The sequence below is a fragment of the Micromonospora sp. NPDC047740 genome (genome assembly GCF_043204735.1).
GTDB lineage: Bacteria > Actinomycetota > Actinomycetes > Mycobacteriales > Micromonosporaceae > Micromonospora.
In genome coordinates this window covers 73,366-89,503 of record NZ_JBIDCT010000019.1, presented here as the reverse complement: position 1 = coordinate 89,503, position 16,138 = coordinate 73,366, and the positions used below count along the sequence as shown (strand labels likewise).

The 16,138-nt window shown below is 71.9% G+C and carries 12 protein-coding genes; 5 read left to right on the top strand and 7 right to left on the bottom strand.

Features of this window, described 5'->3' with window-relative positions:
- Nucleotides 1-16: 16 nt before the first annotated feature.
- The 7 genes from ACGF4F_RS29465 to ACGF4F_RS29435 are packed head-to-tail and all read right to left on the bottom strand — an operon-like array spanning nt 17 to nt 8,614.
- On the bottom strand, nt 17-532 hold the full coding sequence (locus ACGF4F_RS29465) for an OsmC family protein (protein WP_073835865.1): 516 nt from the start codon (nt 530-532) through the stop codon (nt 17-19).
- On the bottom strand, nt 529-2,889 hold the full coding sequence (locus tag ACGF4F_RS29460; RefSeq protein ID WP_393082307.1) for a molybdopterin guanine dinucleotide-containing S/N-oxide reductase: 2,361 nt from the start codon (nt 2,887-2,889) through the stop codon (nt 529-531). Before ACGF4F_RS29460 ends, ACGF4F_RS29465 begins: the two co-directional genes overlap by 4 nt.
- Nucleotides 2,883-4,496 carry an acyl-CoA synthetase gene (locus tag ACGF4F_RS29455; protein WP_393082304.1) on the bottom strand — a complete coding sequence of 538 codons (1,614 nt, stop codon included), beginning with the start codon at nt 4,494-4,496 and terminating at the stop codon, nt 2,883-2,885. The genes ACGF4F_RS29460 and ACGF4F_RS29455 overlap by 7 nt, the downstream gene beginning before the upstream one ends.
- A complete protein-coding gene (locus tag ACGF4F_RS29450) occupies nt 4,493-5,725 on the bottom strand; it encodes an NAD(P)/FAD-dependent oxidoreductase (RefSeq protein ID WP_393082301.1) in 1,233 nt (410 codons plus the stop codon). The genes ACGF4F_RS29455 and ACGF4F_RS29450 overlap by 4 nt, the downstream gene beginning before the upstream one ends.
- Nucleotides 5,726-5,742: 17 nt before the next feature.
- On the bottom strand, nt 5,743-7,146 hold the full coding sequence (locus tag ACGF4F_RS29445) for a dihydroorotase family protein (RefSeq protein WP_393082298.1): 1,404 nt from the start codon (nt 7,144-7,146) through the stop codon (nt 5,743-5,745).
- Entirely contained in the window at nt 7,143-7,937 is a 795-nt protein-coding gene (locus tag ACGF4F_RS29440; RefSeq protein ID WP_393082295.1) for an SDR family NAD(P)-dependent oxidoreductase, read from the bottom strand. Before ACGF4F_RS29440 ends, ACGF4F_RS29445 begins: the two co-directional genes overlap by 4 nt.
- Nucleotides 7,934-8,614 carry an isochorismatase family protein gene (locus ACGF4F_RS29435; RefSeq protein ID WP_393082292.1) on the bottom strand — a complete coding sequence of 227 codons (681 nt, stop codon included), beginning with the start codon at nt 8,612-8,614 and terminating at the stop codon, nt 7,934-7,936. The genes ACGF4F_RS29440 and ACGF4F_RS29435 overlap by 4 nt, the downstream gene beginning before the upstream one ends.
- A 252-nt stretch (nt 8,615-8,866) precedes the next feature.
- Here ACGF4F_RS29435 and ACGF4F_RS29430 point away from each other — a divergent pair, with 252 nt between their 5' ends.
- The 5 genes from ACGF4F_RS29430 to ACGF4F_RS29410 are packed head-to-tail and all read left to right on the top strand — an operon-like array spanning nt 8,867 to nt 16,134.
- Nucleotides 8,867-10,330, top strand: a complete 1,464-nt coding sequence (locus ACGF4F_RS29430) for an MmgE/PrpD family protein (RefSeq protein ID WP_393082289.1) — start codon at nt 8,867-8,869, stop codon at nt 10,328-10,330.
- 10 nt (nt 10,331-10,340) lie between these two features.
- Nucleotides 10,341-11,078, top strand: a complete 738-nt coding sequence (locus ACGF4F_RS29425) for an aspartate/glutamate racemase family protein (RefSeq protein WP_393082286.1) — start codon at nt 10,341-10,343, stop codon at nt 11,076-11,078.
- 4 nt (nt 11,079-11,082) lie between these two features.
- Entirely contained in the window at nt 11,083-12,192 is a 1,110-nt protein-coding gene (locus tag ACGF4F_RS29420) for a hypothetical protein (RefSeq protein WP_393082284.1), read from the top strand.
- The gene (locus tag ACGF4F_RS29415) at nt 12,185-14,281 is read left to right on the top strand and encodes a hydantoinase/oxoprolinase family protein (RefSeq protein ID WP_393082281.1); all 2,097 of its coding nucleotides are present in this window, start codon (nt 12,185-12,187) and stop codon (nt 14,279-14,281) included. Before ACGF4F_RS29420 ends, ACGF4F_RS29415 begins: the two co-directional genes overlap by 8 nt.
- A complete protein-coding gene (locus ACGF4F_RS29410; RefSeq protein WP_393082278.1) occupies nt 14,278-16,134 on the top strand; it encodes a hydantoinase B/oxoprolinase family protein in 1,857 nt (618 codons plus the stop codon). Before ACGF4F_RS29415 ends, ACGF4F_RS29410 begins: the two co-directional genes overlap by 4 nt.
- Nucleotides 16,135-16,138 lie beyond the last annotated feature (4 nt).

The window sequence follows — 16,138 nt, the reverse complement described above, 5'->3', positions numbered from 1 at the left end:
GTGGATCGACCGCCGGTCACTCCCGGATGGTCCATACCGACTCGACCGGTACGCCCGCGTCCCGTAGCAGGGTGTGCATCGGGCAGAGCCGGTGTACTTCGTGCTTGAAGTGCTCCAGCCGCTCACCGTGCTCGGTGGTGACGAGTTCGACCCGCTGCACCACCTTTTGGTAGTGATCGGCGATCGGCACGACCTGTGAGTACTTCAACCCGGTGCGCTTCATCTCGATCCGCCGAATGTCGATCCAGCCGTCGGCCTCGAAGGTCACCCCTTGGAGGTCGAACTTCATTTCCCGACGGAGGACGTACATGATCATGGCGGTGCAGGAGTTCAGTGCCGCGAGGGTGGCCTCCAGGGCGGTCGGACCGGAGTTCTTGCCCCCGAGGTCGACGGGTTCGTCGAGGTAGATCGGGGGCAGGTCGCGGATGTGGTTGACCGACTGGTACCGGCCCAGGTACTCGGTGCGGACAGTGATCGGTTGGATCCGCTCGTCGCCCTGGACATCGTTCGCGGCGGTGTCGATATCGCTCATGGTGCCGATTCCTCCTGATCATGATTGGCCGGTCGACCGGATCGACCAACCAGGGGTGGGGGCTCGAAAACGGTGATGGGAGGCAGCGGACCGGTGAACAGCTCGACCTCGACCAGTGCGCTGTGCGCGCTCGGCCCCTGACCCAGGCGGGACGTGCCGTGGTCAGCGGTGAGCGTGTTGGCATTGCCGTGCACGTCGAGGGCGCCGAGAACGCCGGGACGCAACGGGTCGTACCAGGCCCCGGTGGACAGTTGGAGCACCCCGCGCCGGACCGCCGGGTCCAGCCGGACGCCGGCCAGGCAGGCACCCCGGTCGTTGTGCACCCGGACCACGTCGCCGTCGCCGATGCCGCGCTCGGCCGCGTCGGCCGGGTGCATCCGGCACGGTTCCCGGCCCTCGATCTTGCTGGCCCGGCTGACCCGGCCCATGTCGAGCTGTCCGTGCAGCCGGGTCCGGGGCTGGTTGGAGACCAGGTGCAGCGGATAGCGGGTGGCGAGGTCCGCGCCAAGCCACTCGCGCGGCTCCAGCCAGGCCGGGTGCGGTGGGCAGTCGTCGTATCCGAAGTCGGCGATGGTCTGCGACCAGAGTTCGATCCGGCCGGACGGCGTACGCAGCGGCCGGCCGACCGGGTCGGCTCGGAAGTCACCGAGCAGCACCCGCCCGCCGCTGGCCGGGATCTCGGCCTGGCCGTCTCGCCAGAAGGTGTCGAAGTCCGGCAGGGTGATCCCCTGGCCGGCCGCCGCCGTCCGGGTACGGTCGTAGAGGTGCCGGATCCAGCCCAGTTCGTCGCGACCCTCGGTGAACGTCTCCCGGAAACCCAGCCGGCCGGCCAGGTCCACGAAGATGTCGTGGTCGTTGCGGGCCTGCCCCCGGGGCGGCACCACCTGGTGCATGGCCAGCAGGAACCGGTCCCGGGAGGAGGCGCCGAGGTCGTTGCGTTCCAGGGTGGTCGTCGCCGGCAGCACGATGTCGGCGTAGCGGGCGGTCGGGGTCCACCACGGCTCGTGGACGATCACCGTCTCCGGCCGCCGCCACCCCTCGACCAGCCGGTTCAGGTCTTGGTGGTGGTGAAATGGATTCCCGCCAGCCCAGTAGACCAGCCGGATGTCCGGGTAGCGCCGCCGCTCGCCGTCGAAGTCGTACCCGCCGCCCGGGTTGAGCAGCATGTCCACGATCCGGGCGACCGGGATCCAACTGTCGGTCGGGTTGGGGCCGGTCGGCAGGGCCGGGGCCGGGAACGGGTACCGGCGGTGGCCGATGCTCGCCGCGTCGCCGTAGGCGAAGCCGAAGCCACCTCCGGGTAAGCCGATCTGCCCGAGCACGGCGGCGAGCGCAATCGCCATCCAGAACGGCTGTTCGCCGTGGTCGGCCCGCTGCAGCGACCAGGTGGCACTGATCAGCGTTCGGTGGGCCGCCATCCGGCGGGCCAGCGCCACGATGTCCGGCGCCGGCACGTCGGCGATCCGGGCCGCCCAGTCGGCCGACTTGGCTCGGCCGTCGGTCTCGCCGAGCAGGTAAGCGCGGAACTGGTCCCAGCCGGTGCAGTACCGGGTCAGGAACTCCTCGTCGTGCCGGCCCTCAACGACCAGGGTGTGCGCGAGGCCCAGCATCAGAGCGGTGTCGGTGTTCGGCCGGACGGCGAGCCACCGCGCGTCGAGGAAGTCCGGCGCGTCGTCGCGCAGCGGGCTGACCAGGACGAACTCGGTCCCGGCGGCGCGGATTGCGCGCAGCCGTTCGACCGCGTCATGCCGGACCACCCCGCCCGCCTCGACCTGGGCGTTCTTCACCGGCGTACCACCGAACATCACCCACAGTCCGGTGTGCTCCTCCAGCACGTCCCAGGAGGTGACCTCACCGGCGGTCGGGCCGGCGGTGCCGACGACGTGCGGCAGGATCGCCGACGCCGCCGCGTAGCTGTAGTTGTGCACCTGGCCGGTGCAACCGCCGAAGCCGTTGAGGAACCGGCCGAGCTGGGTCTTCGCATGGTGGAAGCGGCCGGCGCTGGACCAGCCGTACGAGCCGCCGAAGATCGCGGCGTTGCCGTGCTCGGCACGGACCCGGGTCAGTTCGGCGGCGACCAGGTCGAGCGCCTCGTCCCAGGAGACTTCGACGAACGGGTCCGCGCCCCGCCGATCCGAGGTAGCCCCGGGCCCGTGCTCCAGCCAGCCGCGCCGGACCGACGGAGCGGCCACCCGGGCGGGCGAGTCCAGCGCGTCGGGGATCGACGCCAGCAGCTCCGCCGGCTCCGGGTCATCCGGGTGCGGGTGCACGGCCACCAGCCGGTCGGCGGTCACCTCGGCGGCGAACGCACCCCAGTGCGACGAATGCGGGACGCGCCGCCGGCCGCCGGTCACCACCGGTTGCCCCCTTCGCGGAGCGCCCGGCGTTGCACCTTGCCGGTGGCGGTACGGGGGATCGCCGGGTGCAGGTGCAGCCGGCGGGGGGCGGCGTGCCAGCCGACCCGCTGGCCGACCCAGGTACGCAGCTCGCGGAGCAGGTCCTCAGGCCGGGGCGTGGTGCCCGCGTCGGCGAGCACGATGTGTGCGGCGACCACTTGCCCCTTTACCGGGTCCGGTTCGCCGACGCAGGCGGCGTCGACGACCAGCGGATGCTCCAGCAGTACGGTCTCCACCTCCACCGGCCCGACGTTGTAGCCAGCCGAGACGATGACGTCGTCGGCCCGCCCGACGTACCAGTACCGCCCCTCCTCGTCCCGGCGGGCCAGGTCCTCGGTGAGGAACCAGCCGTCGGCAAAGCGGGCCGCCCACTCGTCTTCCCGGCCCCAGTAGCCCGCGCTGAGGAAGTAGCCGTTGTCCCGGACCGCGACGCGGCCCTCGCCCGGTCCACGGACCGGGCTGCCGTCCGGGTCGAGCAGTTCGACCTCGAACCCGGGCAGGGCCACCCCCATCGAGCCTGGGGCGACCGCGGGTGCGCCGGGGTGCCGCAGGTTGCCGGTGACCATGCCCAGTTCGGACAGGCCGTAGCTGTCGTGCACGACCACCCCGACGGTCCGGTCGAACCAGTCGACGGTGGCCGCGTCGAGCGGCTCACCGGCGCTGGTCGCGGCCCGGAACCCAGGCGGGACCAGCTTCGCCCCGGCGGCGGCGAGCTGCCGGAACGCGGTCGGTGCCGCCGCGACGTGCCCGGCGTCGACCGCGCGGACACATGACCACCAGCCCTCGGCGCTGAACGGCCCCTCGTACACCACCCGAGACACCCCCTGGCTCATCGGGGCGAGTCCGGTGGTGAACAGACCGAACGACCAGCCGGCATCCGCCCCGGAGAAGAGCACGTCACCGGGGCCGACGCCGAGGCAGTACCGGACGTACGGCAGCAGGCTGAGCACCGCCCGGTGCGGGATGAGACAGCCCTTGGGGCGACCGGTGGTCCCGGAGGTGTACATGATGGTCGAGGTCTCGTGCAGACCGGTGGCGACCGGCGCGGGCACCCCGTTCAGCCGGTTGATCATGTCGTCGAGCAGCGCGTCGCCCGGCTCGCCGGCACCACCGACCATCAGGGTCCGCAGGTCGGGCAGGACGTCCTGGACGGCGGCGAGGTTGGCCCGGTTGGCCGGGTCGGTGACGACCACCTTCGGGCCGCTGTCAACGAGCCGGACCCGCAGCCCGTCCCCGCCGAACCCGCTGAACAGCGGGACGTACACCGCGCCCAGTCGCCACACCGCGAGCGCGGTGGCGAACACCGCTGGCCGGCGGGAAATGAGGCCGGCCACCCGGTCGCCCCGGCCGACCCCCAGGGCCGAGAGCACCCCGGCGATCTCACCGGCCCGTCGCATCAGTGCCGCCCCAGAGTACCGGTGGGTGCTGCCGTCCTCCCGATGCCAGATCACCGCCGGGTCTGCGCCGAGGTGCAGCAGGCCGGCGTTGAACGACCCGTCAGCGCCGACGCCTAGGGCCCGGCCCTGCGCTGTCCAGTCCCACTCGGGGGTCACGTCGCGGGCGCTCATCGAGTCACCCCCGCCTGGGGCGCGGCCGGGCCCGAGGCCAGCCACTGTTCGTACCGGCTCGGGCGGGCCTGCAACCACAGCCCTTCCAGTTTGGCTGGCGAGCCGTCGGAGAACCGCTGTGGACGGAAGATGTCCAGCGGGATGGCCGGTTCCCCGCCCCGGATCTCTGCGCCGATGCTCGGGGCCAGCCCCATCCCGATGCAGATGCCGTGCCCGCTGAAGCCGGCCGCGCTGTAGACGTTGGCCAGGTGCGTCCAGCCGAGCACCGGATTGTCGTCCGGGGTCACCTCGATCACCCCGGCCCAGGCCCGGGTGAACGGGCGTCCGGCGAGGGCCGGCACGCGGCGGCCGACCCGGCGGGCCAACTCCTCGGCCTCCACCCACTCGGCGGCCATTCCCGGGGTCGGCGGCGCCTCGTCCAGGATGGGTTTGAAAGCGGCGCCAGACCAGACGTCCCGCTGGTGGGGGCGGACGTAGAACCGTGACCCGCAGTCGAAGGTGTGCGGCATGGTCGGCGACAGTGGCGGCACGTCCGCCATCACGAAGACCTGGGACCGACGCGGGACAATCGGCAGGTCACCGCCGTAGCTCCGGGCCAGCGTCGGTGCCCAGGCGCCCGCGCAGTTCACCACCGTCCCGGCCGGGATGGTGCCGACGGCGGTGACCACGCCGGTGGCCCGGTCACCGTCGCTCTCGATCCGGTGCACGGCGGTGCCCTCCAGCACCCGTACGCCGCTTCGCAGCACCCGGTTGCGCAGCGCCGCCGCCAGCAGTATCGGGTCGAGGTAGCCGTCGGTCGGGCCGAAGCAGGCGCCGAGCACACCGTCCAGGTCAACGTCCGGGGCGATCTCCGCGATCTCGTCCGGCGCGATCATGCGGGTGTCGACACCGAGGGCGTTCTGCCGGACCACGCCCTCGGCGAGCCGGTCCCGCTGTGCGTCGTCGGTGTACAGCAGCAGGTAGCCGACCTGTCGGTAGTCGACCGGGCCGTCCTCGGCCACCAGTTGGCGCAGCCGGGCCGAGGTCTCTAGCGCGGCGAGGATGTTCGCGTCCTGATAGAACTGGTGCCGGACCCCGCCGGCGTTGCGCGACGTTGACGCCCCACCCAACCGGTCCCGATCGACCAGTAGGACGTCCGTGCCGGCCGCGTCGAGTTCCAGGGCGACGGACATGCCGACGACGCCTCCGCCGACGACGACAACTTCGTATCCTCGCTGCTCCGCCTGCATGTCCGTGTACCGCCCTCTCAGCGATCCAGCCGGGTTTGCAATCGACCTGGGCCCACGTCCGTGCGGACCACTCCGTCGGTCATCAGGATTTCGCCACGTCGGATGGTCACCACCGGCCGTCCGACGAGTTCGCGCCCCTCCAGGAGGCTCATCCGGGCCCGGGTCTGCAACTCGGCGCCGCGCACTGTCCAGCGCCGCTCCGGATCCCAGACCACCAGGTCCGCGTCGCTGCCCACCGCGATGGTGCCCTTGCGCGGGAACAGCTTGAACAGCTTGGCGGCCGCCGTCGAGGTCACCTCTACGAACCGGGACAACGACAGCCGACCGGTACGCACGCCCTCGCTGTACAGCGAGCAGAGGAGGGTTTCCAGGTCCGCCATGCCCGGCCGGGTGCGGGCCACGCTGAGCGTGGGGTCGAGCTTCGCCTCCCGGGTCCACGGCGCGTGGTCGGTGCAGCAGGTGCTGATCGTCCCCTGCTCCAGCCCGCGCCAAAGCGCATCGACGTCGGCGTCGGTGCGCAGTGGTGGGTTCCCGACGTACAGTGCCGGTTCGTCGCCGCTGAACCGTTCGTCGGTGAAGAGCAGATAGATTGGTCTGGTCTCGACGTGGACCGGCACCCCCCGCTCCCGGCCGTGGGTGGCGGCTCGCAGCGCTCGCTCGCTGGACAGGTGCACGAGGTAGATGGGCGCGCCGGTCACCTCGGCGAAGGCGACCGCCCGTTCCACCGCCGCTACCTCGCTGGCCACCGGCCGGGTGGCCGGGAAGTACGACAGGTCGGTGTGACCGGCCTGCACGAGCTGGTCGGTGAGATGGCCGATGATGCAGCCGTCCTCGCAGTGCACCAGGGTCAGCAAATCGGCGCGACCGGCGGTGGTCAGCACCGAGAGGTAGTCGCGGGCCCGGCTGTCGAAGTCACCCATGTGCATGAATATCTTGAGGCTGGGGTAGCCGGCCGCTGCCAGGGCGGGCAGCTCGGCGATCCGCTCCGGGCTCGGGTCCAGCAGCACCGGGTGCAACAGGAAGTCGACGAGGCTCTGCTCGGCCGCCGCCCGGCCGATCCGGTCCAGTCCGGCCAGCAGGCGCTCGCCTGGGCGGGTGAAGGCGATGTCGCCGACCGTGGTGATCCCGCCGGCCGCGGCGGCCCGGGAGCCAGACGCGTAGTCGTCGGCCCAGGCCAGTCGCCGTTCGGCGGTCTGCACCGGGGTGAAGTGCACGTGCGCGTCGATCCCGCCGGGCAGCACCAGCAGACCGGTGGCGTCGATCTCGCAGCGGGCCGGGCCGACCCGCTCGCCGAGTTGCACCACGCGCCCGTCGCGGACGCCGATGTCGGCCGGTCCGTCGGATGCGGCGGTGATCACCCGCCCGCCCCGGATCACCAGATCCAGGTCGGCGGTGGCCACACCCTCGGTCAGTCGGCTCACTGCGCGGTCCATCCCCCGTCGACCAGCAGTGTCGTCCCCGTGACGTACGAGGACGCGTCGCTGGCCAGGAAGAGCGCGGCGCCGACGAGTTCCTCCGTCTCGCCGACCCGCCCGAGGGGGATGGCTGCCCGGACCTTGGCGCCCTGGGAGCTGGCCAGGTATGGCTCGGTCATCGCGGTACGGAAGTAGCCGGGGGCGAGGCAGTTGACGCGTACCCCCCGGTCGGCCCACTCGACGGCAAGCGCCTTGGTCAGCATCTCGACCCCGCCCTTGCTGGCCGCGTACGCGCACATCCGGGGCACCCCGACCGAGCCGTGCACGGAGGAGACGTTGACGATGCTGCCACCGCCGCTGGCGATCATCAGGCGGCCCGCCTCGCGGCAGCAGTAGAAGGTGCCGCTGAGGTTGACGTCGATCACGTCGTGCCAGGCGGCGTCGCTGAGGTTCTCGCTGCGGACCACGGTGGGGCTGATGCCGGCCATGTTGACCAGCACGTCGAGCGTGCCCCACTCCTCGGCGATGCGTTCGGCGACCTCGCGGACCGCCGCCGCGTCGGAGACGTCGGCCGTGAAGGGGCGCACCTCGCCGGGGTAGTCGGACAGCTCGGCGCCCAGGGTCGCCAACTGCTCGGCGCTGCGGGCGGTCACCGCGAGCCGGGCGCCGGACCGGCCGACGGCGGCGGCGATCGCCCGGCCGAGCCCTCGGCCGGCGCCGGTCACCCAGACCACCTTGTCCGCCAGCGAGCGTTCCCAGGACGGGAGCTGGTCGACCTGGCCGGCGGGAAGCATCATTCGCCCGGCTCCGTCACCACGCGGTCGGTGAGCCCGGCGATGGCCTCGTCGAGGGAGATCACGTCGCCGTACTTGGTGTCGATGTCGTTGAGCGAGGCGCGCATCGACGGGCCGGAGGCGTCCGCCACGCAGTCCCGGGGCACGAGCACTCGATAGTTGTGCGAGAGCCCGTCGACGACGGTGGCTCGGACGCAGCCGCTCAGGCTGGTGCCGCAGACCACCAGGGTGTCCACCGACAGCGCGGCGAGCCGCTGTTGCAGGTCGGTGTTGAAGAAGGACGATGGTGCCCGTTTCTCCAGGACCACGTCGCCGTCCACCGGGGCGATCAACGGGTCGATCTCGCAGCCCCAACTGCCTCGGACGTTCTCCACCAGGGTGGGGGCCTTCATCCCCCAGACGCCGGCGTCGGGCGCCTCCGGGTCGTACCCCATGTAGGTGTAGAAGACCGGGACCCCTTGCTCGCGGGCCGCGGCGAGCAGGACTGCGGTCGCCTGGACCGGGGCGAGGCTCGCCGACCGCCAGGTCCGGGTGTACGTCTGCTGGAAGTCGACAACGATCACGGCGGGACGGACGCCGAAGCCGACCCGGCCGCCGACGCCGTGACTGGCGTAAAGCTTCCGGGCTTCGTCCTCGGTGGTGGCGGCGGAGTCGTTGACCGGCATGTCTTCCTCACCCATCTCCGGGCCGCCCACCGGCGGCGATGTGCCCGCCACCGTACAACAGACCGGACGTTCGGTCTAGAGGTCCGGAGGTGCTCCGAATAGGTCTGGCGAAATCGCTGCCACCAGCGGGAACCCGGCCCTGAAAGAGCTATTGACTGGCTTGCCGCCCTGCGGTTTCATGTGCCAGACCGAACGTTCAGTCGGCAGCCTTCAGGGAGGCGACGTGATCCGCAATGGAGCGCCGTCCCGCCCCACCGGGCGGCGACAGTGAACCAGGGACCGGGCGACCCCGACCGGTCGACAGCGCTCGCCGGCGCGATCCGGGAACTCGCCGCCTGGTCCCATGAGCTGCACTGGCCCAGCCAGCCCGACGACACCCGGGACCGGTTCACCCTGCTGGTCTACGACACCCTCGCGGTCACCCTGGCTGGCGCCGGCACGGAGGAGAACCGGGCGCTACGCACGGTCTGGCCGTCCGCTGGCGGGACCGCCACCGCTCTGGGGCAGGGCCGCTCCCCCGCCGACCGGGCCGCCTGGCTCAACGGCGCGGCAGCGGTCTCCCTGGAGCTGGACCCGGCCAGCCGGGTCACCCGGGGGCATGCCCCGGCCCAGACCATGTTCGCGGTCCTGGCCGCCGCCGAGGAGCACCGCGCCGATGCCGCCGAGACCTGGGCCGCCCTGCTGGTCGCGCACGAGGTGGCCTCCCGCTTCGGCCGGGCCTGCACGCTGCGCCCCGGCCTGCACCCGCACGGCTCGTGGGCAGCGACCGGCGCCGCCGCCGGAGTCGCCCGGGTGCTCGGCCTGACCGCCCCAATGATCGCCGAGGCGATCGATATCGCCGGTGGCCTGCTGCTCGCCGCGCCGTTCTCCGTGGCCCTCGACGGCGGCGGCGCCCGCAACCAGTGGGCCGGGTTCACCAACCACGCCGGTCTGGTGGCCGCCCGGGTCGCCGCGACAGGTCAGGGCCGGCCCCCGACCGGCGCGATGGCCGAGGCCCTGCACCTGGCCCTGGGCCGCCTGGACACGGCCGCGCTGACCGCCGGACCGGACGACCGGCTCGCCCTGCACACCGACTTCGTCAAGCAGCACGCCGCCTGCGGATACACCCATGCGGTGCTGGACGCCGCCCTGCAATTGCGGGCGGCCGGCGCGGTCCCCGTCGACCTGGACCGGATCGAACGGGTCATCGTGGGCACCAACTCGACCAGCGCAGACCTGGCCGGCCTACGCACCGACAGCCGGCTGGCGGCGATGTTCTCGCTGCCCTTCATGACCGCGGTGGCCCTTACGCTCGGCGAGACCGGCCCGGCCGCCACCAGCCCGGCCGTCCGGCGGGACCCCGCGATCCGCCGACTGGCCGGACGGGTCACCGTCGAGGTGGACCCGGAGCTGGAGGCTCGGATGCCCCTCGACCGGGGTGCCCGGGTCACGCTGGTCCGCACCGGCGCCCCGGACGCGGTCGCCGCCGTGTCCAATGCCCGCTGGGATCCCCGGCACGCCCCCGCGACCTGGGACGACGTCCGGGGCAAGGCCCGCCGTCTGCTCGGCCCGCTCGGCATCGACGCCGAGCGACTGGAGCAGTGGGTACGCGACACCGCCGTCACCCGGGGCCCGCTGCCAGCCCTGACCGACGAGTTCGGCGCGTTCGGCACTCCGGCTGAGGAGCCCCCGGCGGTCGGCGAGCAGACCGGAGCGATAGGCCGGGAATCCGGCACGAGGAGTCAGGAATGAGGAGTCCGACATGAAGATCATCGCCCTCACGCCCGCCCACGTCGGCCCGGCGGAGATCCGCCGTCGGCAGGCCCGCTACGACTCGTTCAGCTCGACCGACTGCCCGGTGGTCGTACTCGACCAGCCGGACGAACCGGACGTACCCCGGTCCTTCGACACCCCGGACCTGATCAGGTCGGCCGCCCGGTGCGTGGTGGCCCGCGCCTGGGGGCTCACCCTCGAACCCGGCGACGTACTGATGCCCGACTGCATCCTGGACACCGCGCTGGAGACCGTTCGGTCCGGGATACCCGGTCACGCCCTGGGCATCCTGGAGATCACGGTCAGCACGCTGACCGGGCTCGGCCTTCGGTTCGGCGCGGTGGCCCGGAACCAGGCGGTGGCCGACGCGCTGACCCGGCGGATCCGGGACTACCACCCGGGGGACCTGTTCGTCGGCACCCGGATCCTGGCCCTGCCGACCGAGGCAGTGGCGGACGCCACGACCTGGGGCACGGCGCTGCGCCGACACGTCGACGAGTTGGCCGCGCAGGGCGCCCAGTGCGTGATCAACGGATGCTCGGCAGTGGACGTCAACGACGACAGCCGCAGCATCCCGGTGATCGACCCGACCCGGCTGGCCGTCCGGATCGTCAGCACGGCCGCAGCCACCGGCCTGCCACTGCCCCCACTGCCGGCCGGCGGCGACCGGGACGGCTCAGTGGGGCACCCCGACAGCCCGAATCACGCAGCAGACACCCGGAGGTAGAGCCATGGGAACGGTAGCCGTATTCGGCGCAGGCGGACTGGTGGGTGCCACGGTGGCCCGGACGATAACCCTGGCACCGGAGGTGACTCGACTGCACCTCTTCGACATCAACGAGTCGGCGCTGCGGGTGGAAGCAATGGACGCCGCGATGACGGCGGAGAAGCTGCGCCCGCAGAGCCTGACCGTGCACACCCGTACCGTCGACATGACCAACGTCGAGGCGGTTGCCGAGGCGATCGACCAGGCTGCGCCGGACGTGCTGCTCCAAGCCGCGATTCCGCGCTCCTGGTACAGCTTTCCCCACCGATTCGATCCCGTGACCTGGCGACGGCTCAACCGGGAGGCCCGGATGGGGCCGTGGCTACCGCTGTTCATGCTGCTGCCGATGAAGCTGATGCAGGGCCGTGCCCAGGCCGGCTCCACCGCGCCGGTGGTGCAGATCTCGTACCCGGACGCGGTCAACCCGGCGTTGGCCGCCGCCGGGCTCGCCCCGACCTGCGGGTCGGGCAACTCGGAGAACATCTGCACGGTGATGCGGGTGGTCGCGGCCGAGCACCTGGGGTTGCCGGCGCAGGACGTGTACGTCCAGCTGATCGCCAACCACTTCCACGCCTGGGCGTTGGCCGCCGACGATCCGGAGTTCGCCGAGCGTCCGATGTGGTACCGCATCCTGGTCGGCCCCGACGACGTGACCGAGACGGTGACCACCGACGCGTATTGGGCAGACGTGCGGCAGCGCTATCCGCGGACCCGGCCCGCGTTCGCCGCCACCTCGGCGGTGAAGAACGCCACCCGGCTGCTCCGCGACGACCTGACACTCAGCCACGTCACCGGGCCGGGCGGCCTGATCGGTGGGGTGGATGCCCGGCTCGGCCGGTCCGGTGTGGAGCTCGTCTGGCCATCGGGGATCAGCGAGGTCGAGGCCCGGCAGCTACTGGCCCGGGCACAGCAGGGTGACGGCATCGAGCGGATCGCCGACGACGGCGCGGTGCACTTCACCGAGGGTTCCACGCAGGCGATGCGGGAGCTGATGAACTACGACTGCGACGTGCTCCAGCCCGACGAGGTGGAGCAGCGGGCCGAGGAGCTCATGTCCCGGATCCCCCATGACTAAGCACGGGTATCGGGTGGGCGTCGACGTCGGCGGTACCTTCACCGACCTGGTGCTGCACGACGAGGTGACCGGGGCGCAACGGGTGCACAAGGTGTCCAGCACTCCGGACGACCCGTCCCGAGCCATCGTCGAAGGGCTGCGCCAGCTCTGCGAGCTGGCCAGGGTCGGCCCGGCCGATATCCGCCTGGTGGTGCACGGCACAACGGTCGCCACGAACATGGTCATCGAGCGCACCGGCGTCCGGGTGGGGATGCTGACCACCGAGGGATTCCGGGACGTGATGCACATCGGGCGCAAGAAGCGGCCGTACAACTTCTCCCACTCACAGGACGTGCCGTGGCAACGGCACCCGCTGGTCCGCCGGCGGGACCGGCTGACCGTGCCGGAGCGGGTCACCGCGCCGGCCGGCGCGGTGGAGGTCCCGCTCGACACCGAGGCGGTCCGGGCAGCGGCCCAGCGGTTCCGCGAGGAGGGGGTCGGCGGGGTGGCGGTCTGCTTCCTGTTCAGCTTCCTCAACCCCGAGCACGAACGGCGAGCCGCCGAAATCCTGCGCGCAGAGCTGCCCGGGACGTTCGTCTCGGCCAGCCACGAGGTGGTCCCGCTGCACCGGGAGTACGAGCGGTTCAGCAGCACCGCGATGAACGTGTACGTCGGTCCGGGCACCTCGCGCTACCTGCGCAACCTGCAGGACTCGCTGGCGACGTACGGAGTGGCGTCCGGGGTGCGGCTGATGACCTCGTCCGGTGGGGTGGTCACCGCGTCGGCCGCCGCTGAACTACCAGTCAGCCTGCTGATGTCCGGGCCGGCCGGTGGGCTGCTGGCCGGGATCCAGACCGGTATCGACACCGGGCACCGATCGGTAATCACCCTCGACGTCGGGGGCACCTCGTCGGACATCGGGGTAGCCCCGGACGGCGAGTTGCGGATGAAGCACCTGCTGGACACCCGGATCCGTGACTACCAGGTGATGGTGCCAATGGCCGACATCGAGACGATCGGCGCCGGCGGCGGGAGCATCGCCGCGGTCTCCGGGCAGGGCGTGCTGGAGGTGGGGCCGGCGTCGGCCGGCGCGACCCCCGGCCCGGTCTGCTACGGCCGGGGCGGCACCGAGCCGACCGCCTCGGACGCGGCGGCAGTGCTGGGCTGGCTACGGCCGGAGACGTTCTTCGGCGGTCGGCTGCCGTTGCGCGTCGAGGCGGCCCGGGCGGCCGTCAAAGCCAGGATCGCCGATCCGCTCGGACTCTCCGTGCCGGAGGCAGCGCTGGGCATCCACACCGTGATGACCCACACCATGGCCGCCGCGATCCTGCAACTGTCCGTGCGGCGCGGCCACGACCCGCGCCGGTTCGACCTCATCGCTCAGGGCGGAGCGGGGCCGCTCTTCGCGTGCAGCGTCGGCGCGGAGGTCGGGGCACGTCGGGTCGTCGTGCCCCCGCACCCGGGCATCGCCTCGGCGCTCGGGTTGCTCAGCACGGACCTGCGCTACGAGTACGCCGCCTCGGTGTGGCAGTCCTCCAGTGCGCTGGACCTCGGGCGGCTGGGGATCGTACTGGCCGGGCTGGCCGACACCGCGGCCGCCCGGCTGCGCGCCGACGGGCTGGGCCCGGACGAGACCGACCTGGAGTTCTTCGCCGACTGCCGGTACGCCGGCCAGGGCTATGAGCTGCGGGTGCGCACCATCGGCCCCCGGGTGGACGACAGCTGGGTGGCCGAGACGGTGGGCCGGTTCCACGACCTGCACGAGGCGACGTATCGCAGCCGGTTCGAGCAGACCGAGGTGCAGATCGTCAATATCCGGGTGATCGGAGTGGGCCGGATGCCCCGGCCGCCGCACCTGCGAGTGGCACCGGCCTCGGCGGGGGCGACGCCCCGGCCGATCGCGGTGATCAAGAGCTGGTTCCGGTACGACGACCGGCCCCGGCTGTTCGAGACGCCGGTCTACCAGCGGGCCGATCTCGCGCCCGGGATGCGGTTCACCGGCCCGGCCATCGTCGAGCAGCCGGACACCACCACCGTGGTCGAGCCCCGGTTCACCGGGTCGGTGGACGACGCCGGGAACCTCGTGCTGGTCCGAGAGGAGCGGGGATGAGAGCAGCAGGGACGGTCGAGCCGGTCGGCACCTCCCCCGGCCCGTTGACCGAGCGGTTTTGGCGTACCGTCGAGGTGGACCCGGTGACGTTCCGGGTGATCGGGGGCGCGCTGAAGTCGATTGCCGGGGAGATGGCGCAGATCCTCTACCGGATGGCGTACTCCTCGGTGATCCGGGAGTCGGAGGACCTGGGCGCCGGGCTGTTCGACGTGGACGGCCGGGAGTTCTGCGAGAGCGACTCGACGCCGATGCACATCGGCAGCCTGCCGGCGTACATCCGGGGTTGCAACGCGCGCTGGCGGGGCCGGTACGAGCCGGACGATGTGATCGTCCACAACCATCCGTTCTCCGGCTCGTCGCACTCTCCCGACTACGGGGTGCTGGTGCCGATCTTCTGGCAGGGGCAGCACATCGCCTTCGCCGGCTGCACCGGTCACCTGCTCGACGTCGGTGGCGCCGCCCCGGCGATCAGCATCGACGCGATCGACGTTTACGCCGAGGGCCGGCTGCTCGACGCTGTCAAGATCGAGTCTCGTGGGCTCCGCAACGAGGAGCTGTGGCGGCACGTCATGGGCAACGTGCGCACCGGCGAGGCCAACGCCGGTGACGTGGAGGCGATGATCGCCTGCTGCCGGCTCGGGGTGATTCGGTTCGGCGAGTTGGTCGACCGGTACGGCATCGACACCGTGATGAGTTCGATCGAGCGCTGGCAGTCGTTGGTGGAATCCCGGCTGCGGGCGGTCATTGAGGCAGTGCCGGACGGCACGTACCACGCGCCGGACGGCTTCTACGACGACGACGGGCTGAACCATGGCGTACCGGTGCCGCTGCGCACCTCGGTCACGGTCTCCGGTTCGGACATCGTCATCGACCTGACCGGCAGCGCGGACGAGACACCGACGGCCTGCAACTGCCCGTTCGAAGGCAGTGTGCTGCCGACCGCCAACTACGCGGTCCGCACGCTTTTCCTGGACGAGGCGAAGACCGACGAGTTCCTGCCGCAGAACGACGGTATCTTCCGGCCGGTGTCGGTCCGCGCCCCGCGCGGGACGATCTTCAACCCGACCTTCCCCCGGGCCACCTCGGGTCGCTTTCCGCTGATCAACCGGATTCCGGACCAGGTCAACCTGGCACTGGCCCAGGTACTGCCGGAGCTGGTCACCGCCGGCAACTCCGCCTCTGTGCAAGGGGTGGCCTACTCCGGGGTGGACGAGCACACCGGCAACTACTGGGTGCATCTGGAGATCGGTGAGGGGGCGTACGGCGGGCGGTACGGCAAGGACGGCATCGACGCGGTGGACAACCTGATGGCGAACACCCGCAACGCTCCCGTTGAGGAGGTCGAGCTGCGCAGCCCGCTGCGCTGTGAACGGTACGAGCTGCGGGACCATCCGCCGGCACCGGGCCGCTGGCGGGGTGGGGTGGGTAGCGTACGCCGCTGGCGGTTCCTGGTGCCGACCATGCTCGGCGCGAACGGGGACAGCCGTAGCGACGTGCCGCGTGGACTGTTCGGCGGGGCGGACGGGGTCAGCGGCCGTCTGGTCCGCAACGCCGGCCGACCCGACGCCGTGGTGCTGTCCAGCCGCTTCTCCGGGCTGCGGTTCGCCGCCGGGGAGACCCTTGACGTGGAGGTGCCCAGCGGCGCCGGGTACGGCGACCCGCTAGAGCGGGACCCGTCGGCCGTGCTCGCCGACGTGCGGGACGGGTTGTATTCCCCGGACGCGGCACGGGAGGCGTTCGGCGTGCTGCTGACCGCTGACGGGTCCATGGTGGACGTCGACGGCACCGCCGGGCTGCGCGGCCGGCGGATGGCGGAGCCGACCACCGGGCCGGTCGACCGGGTCACCGGGTAGGGCG